2 protein-coding genes are annotated in these 1,026 nt (G+C 31.2%); both read left to right on the forward strand.

Annotation, left to right across the window (positions count from 1 at the left end; genetic code table 11):
* Window positions 1-312 (forward strand): hypothetical protein (locus KI369_RS29605; RefSeq protein WP_238484975.1); only part of this gene is annotated, 312 nt, incomplete at its 5' end.
* 288 nt (window positions 313-600) lie between these two features.
* Window positions 601-1,026: helix-turn-helix domain-containing protein (locus tag KI369_RS28175; protein WP_212958948.1), on the forward strand; the 426-nt coding region annotated here is incomplete at its 3' end.

Genomic DNA, 1,026 nt, shown 5'->3' on the forward strand with positions numbered 1-1,026 from the left:
GTAATACCATTGTTTCTTATATCCGGTATTTCAATATTTTTATTTTTCTTATCTGTTTCACCAAAAATTAAGGCTAAAAATTTATCATTGATAATAATCTGTTTAGCGATAAATGTACTTACAATTCCAATTTCTTGTTTGGTAGGTTCGTTTGTTTCTTATAAACATGAGGCGTCAACAGAATTTATATATAATAATCCACTTTATTTTTGGAAAGGATTTTTCTTTATTCAAATAATACCGTTTTTCGTGCTATTTGTGGCTTTGATATGGTGGTTTATCCGTAAGGGTAAAGAAAAAATCGAAACATAGAATTTTAAAATAACTTCCGCTTTCGAAAACTATATAAATAAGCTGTTCAATGGATTCCCATAGAAAACTATGGTGAGATGAAATGTTTGATTTTGAAGCACTTCAAACTCTTAGCTAGATGGCTATGTATCGGTACCCCACAATAAAAAGGCAGGGACATATCAAATATGTCCCTGCCTTTGATTTTAGAGACATGTTTCCTAACAGTTGATTTTGTTAACGAAAGTCGACTTCAAATCCATATTTTGTTTGAAATAAAAGCATATAATAAAAGTATGAGGTGATGATGTGAAGGAGATAAGCATTCATAAAATTATTGCGGATAAGAGAAAAGAAAAGGGAATTACACAGGAAGAGTTAGCGGCGTATATCGGTATTACGAAGGCGTCTGTTTCCAAATGGGAGACGGGGCAGAGTTATCCAGACATTACATTTTTACCACTGTTAGCATCGTACTTTAACATAAGTATAGATGAACTAATCAGTTATAAACCGCAAATGGAACAGGAAGATATTAAGGAATTATATCATAGACTAGCGGAAGCTTTTAGTGAAAAATCATTTGATGAAGTAATGATGGAGTGCAGGAAAATCATAAAAAAATATTATTCTTGTTTTCCATTATTAATTCAAATAGGAATACTTTTTATTAATCATCACATGTTAACGGAGGACACAGATAGAAGAATTGAAATGTTAGAAGAAGCAATGAAT

This window comes from Bacillus sanguinis (assembly GCF_018332475.1).
Lineage (GTDB): Bacteria > Bacillota > Bacilli > Bacillales > Bacillaceae_G > Bacillus_A > Bacillus_A sanguinis.